Here is a 3114-nt window from a genome sequence, read left to right on the forward strand (position 1 = left end):
CGGTCGCGACGTCGACGCCGCGCGACCCGCAGCGGAAGCTCGACCCCGGGAGCGATCCCGGCTCCGACTGCACGCCCTCCCGCCAGTAGCGCGCGGCCACGCCGAGACCGCCGCGCATGGCGCTCTCGCAGCCGGCGTCGGCGAGGCGGTCGCTCAGGTCGTCGATCGCCCCGGCGACGTCGGAGCGGGACGCGGCAGCAGGCACGATCCAGGACCGGCCCAGCGTGCAGGCCGAGTCGACCTCACTCACCTTGGAGCTCTGCTGCCCCTCCTGGCAGATGTCCTGACGTGCCTCGGCGATCGGCGCGCCGAGGCCCCAGGCGTCCGGCGCCAGCTCCTCGACCTCGGCCTCGGCGTCGGCGCGCTGCTCGGGCGTCGGCGGGGTCGGCGCCGGGTCGCTGCACCCCGCGAGGAGGAGCAGCGCGAGGACCGCGCTCAGGACCCGCACGCGCCCCACAGTCCCGTCTTCGCCTTCTCGGCCTTGGCCTCCGCTGCGGTGACCTGCTTCTCGTACGGGGCGAAGGTTGCGTCGTCGCGCAGGGTCGCGGCACCGTCGGCCAGCTGGCTCTCCTGCAGGAGCTCGCCGTCCTTCGTCCACACCCAGGCCAGGGCGCGGCCTCGGCGGTCGTCACGACCGGGCTTGACCCAGATGCGCTGCGAGGACTCGGAGAGTCGCTTCTCGAGGGACTCCTTGGCCTCCTCGGCGTAGCACTCCTGGCGGTAGCTGGCGCCCGGCGTGTCGACCCCGTAGAGCCGCACCGTGACGCGGCCGTCGCCGTACGCGTCGAGCCCCTTGTCCGCGTAGCGGGACGTGGTGACGACCGTGGCGGTGAACGTGCCGCTGTCGGCCACGTTCCGGACGCGCATCTCGATCGCGTCGTACGGACGGTCCGCGCCCGAGGACGACTCGGACGACGATCCCTTCGTCGCCCCGGTGATCTTGTCGGTGAGCCCGGTTGCCCAGAGCACACCTCCCAGCACCAGGACGACCACCATGAGCAGTGCCGAGTTCTTCCCCGAGAGCTTGTCCATGTCAGGGACCGTAGTGGAACGAACGCCTCATTCGCATCCGTCGATCTCGCACACCGGGTACTACGCTCTGCCGGGTGAGTCCTCAGGCAACGGAGACGATGAGCGTGGAGCAGCTCGCCACGCGCGTCGACATGACGGTCCGCACGGTCCGGTTCTACGCCGGGCGCGGGCTGATCCCGCCGCCGCGCCGGGAGGGTCGCAACGGCTACTACGGCCCCGACCACCTGGCCCGCCTCGAGCTCGTGAAGGAGCTGCAGGCGCACGGCTTCACGCTCGCGGCGATCGAGGGCTACCTCGAGCAGATCCCGGCCGACGCGACGCCCGAGCAGGTGGCGCTGCACCGCACGCTGCTCGCGCCCTGGACGCCCGAGATGCCCGAGACGCTCGACCGGACGATGCTCGAGAAGCGCGCCGGACGCCAGCTGAGCGACGACGACCTCGAGGTCCTGGTGGCCATCGGCGTGGTCGAGCCCACCCCGACCGAGGACGTGTTCCGCCTCGCGCCGGCCCACCTGGCCGTCGGCATGGGGTTCCTCGACGCAGGCCTTCCCGTCGACGCCGCGCTCGCCGCGCGGCGCATGGTCACCGAGCACGGGCGCGCGCTCGCGATCGAGCTGACCGAGCTGTTCCGCACGTCCGTGTGGCCGCAGCTGGTGGCGTCGGGCCAGCCGCCCGAGCTGATGACCGCGATGATCGAGCGGTTCAAGCCCCTGACGGTGCAGGCCCTCGTCACCGCGTACGAGGAGGCCGTCGACGACGAGAAGCGGCGGACCGTGCGGCGCAAGGCCAACGACCGCGACTGACGTCACGTCCGCTCGTGCTGCGACGTTTCGCGGCACTCGGTAAACTCCTGCACATCGAAGGGAAGTATCCCGTCGACCTGAGTGCGTCAGCACGGTCCGGCCATCCGGATCCGCACCAGGTGGCCCTCCCGGGTGGAGAAACCTTCGCGATCCCTGTCAGACCTGACACTGCACCGCGAAGGACGTTCCCTCATGCCTCTCGGCACTCCTCTGGACTGGACCCTGCTGTTCGCCGCCCTGGCGATCCTGCTCGTCGTCGACCTGATCCTGGTGCGGGCCCGCGACGACATGCCGCCGCGCGTCGCCGCGATCTGGAGCATCGTCTGGATCGCGATCGCCCTGGCCTTCGGCGGCGTTCTCTACCTGTTCGGCACCACCGAGCAGTCCACGACCTACCTCGCCGGCTACCTCGTGGAGAAGTCGTTGTCGCTGGACAACGTGTTCGTCTTCCTCGTCGTCTTCGGCGCCTTCGCCATCCCGACACCGAAGCGGGTGCGCCTGCTGACGTACGGCATCGTGCTCGCCCTGGTGCTGCGGCTGATCTTCATCCTGGTCGGTGCCGCCGCGCTCGACGCCGCCTCCTGGCTGACGTACCCGTTCGCCGCGCTGCTCGCCTGGACGGGCCTGCGGCTGTGGCGTCACCGCAACGACCACGACGGTGACGAGAAGCTGATCGAGGGCGTCAAGAACCGCATGACGATCGCCGAGGGCGACCACGGCGACAAGCTCCTCGCGAAGGTCGACGGCAAGCGCATGCTGACCACGGCGGGCGCCGCGCTGGTGGCCATCGCCGTCGTCGACATCATCTTCGCCGTCGACTCGGTTCCCGCGATCCTCGGCATCACCACCGACACCTACGTCGTGTTCGCCGCCAACGCGTTCGCGCTGCTGGGCCTGCGGCCGCTGTTCTTCCTCGTGGCCGAGCTCGTGGCGCGACTGCGCCACCTCAAGGCCGCACTCGCCGCGCTGCTCGTGTTCATCGCCGCGAAGATGACCTACGGGGAGATCTTCGGCAAGGTCGGGCCCGAGTGGTCGCTCGGTGGCGTGGTGCTGATCCTCGGCGCCGGCGTGCTGGCCTCCCTCCCCTCCTACCGTCGGGAGAAGGCGAAGGAGCAGGAGTCCGAGCGCCAGGCGTGATTTACGACGGACGGGCACCACGCGGCCGAGGCCGCGTGGTGCCCGTCGGCACGCCGAAGGTCACAGGCCCATGGAACGCCCGATGATCTCCTTCATGATCTCGGTGGTGCCGCCGTAGATCGTCTGGATGCGGGTGTCGAGG

General features: G+C 70.4%; 4 protein-coding genes. 2 read left to right on the forward strand and 2 right to left on the reverse strand.

Translation table 11 applies throughout. The features are described 5' to 3' along the window. Positions 1 to 435: 435 nt before the first annotated feature. Positions 436 to 1032 carry a thermonuclease family protein gene (locus ASF38_RS08990; RefSeq protein ID WP_055962198.1) on the reverse strand — a complete coding sequence of 199 codons (597 nt, stop codon included), beginning with the start codon at positions 1030 to 1032 and terminating at the stop codon, positions 436 to 438. Positions 1033 to 1106: 74 nt separating this feature from the next. On the opposite strand from ASF38_RS08990, the gene ASF38_RS08995 reads away from it, so the two are divergent. Then, a complete protein-coding gene (locus ASF38_RS08995) occupies positions 1107 to 1835 on the forward strand; it encodes a MerR family transcriptional regulator (RefSeq protein WP_164468786.1) in 729 nt (242 codons plus the stop codon). Between the two features lie 192 nt (positions 1836 to 2027). After that, a complete protein-coding gene (locus ASF38_RS09000) occupies positions 2028 to 2972 on the forward strand; it encodes a TerC/Alx family metal homeostasis membrane protein (protein WP_055962206.1) in 945 nt (314 codons plus the stop codon). Between the two features lie 60 nt (positions 2973 to 3032). On the opposite strand, the gene ASF38_RS19520 is transcribed toward ASF38_RS09000, so the two are convergent. Further along, a partial coding sequence (locus tag ASF38_RS19520; RefSeq protein ID WP_304438653.1) for an acyl-CoA dehydrogenase family protein occupies positions 3033 to 3114 on the reverse strand: 82 nt, incomplete at its 5' end.

Origin of the sequence: Aeromicrobium sp. Leaf272 (genome assembly GCF_001422865.1) — a bacterium.
Classification (GTDB): Bacteria; Actinomycetota; Actinomycetes; order Propionibacteriales; family Nocardioidaceae; genus Aeromicrobium.

Coding starts and splice junctions, on each gene's coding strand:
- ASF38_RS09000 (WP_055962206.1), top strand. CDS start 2,028: ATGCCTCTCGGCACTCCTCTGGACTGGACCCTGCTGTTCGCCGCCCTG.
- ASF38_RS08990 (WP_055962198.1), bottom strand. CDS start 1,032: ATGGACAAGCTCTCGGGGAAGAACTCGGCACTGCTCATGGTGGTCGTC.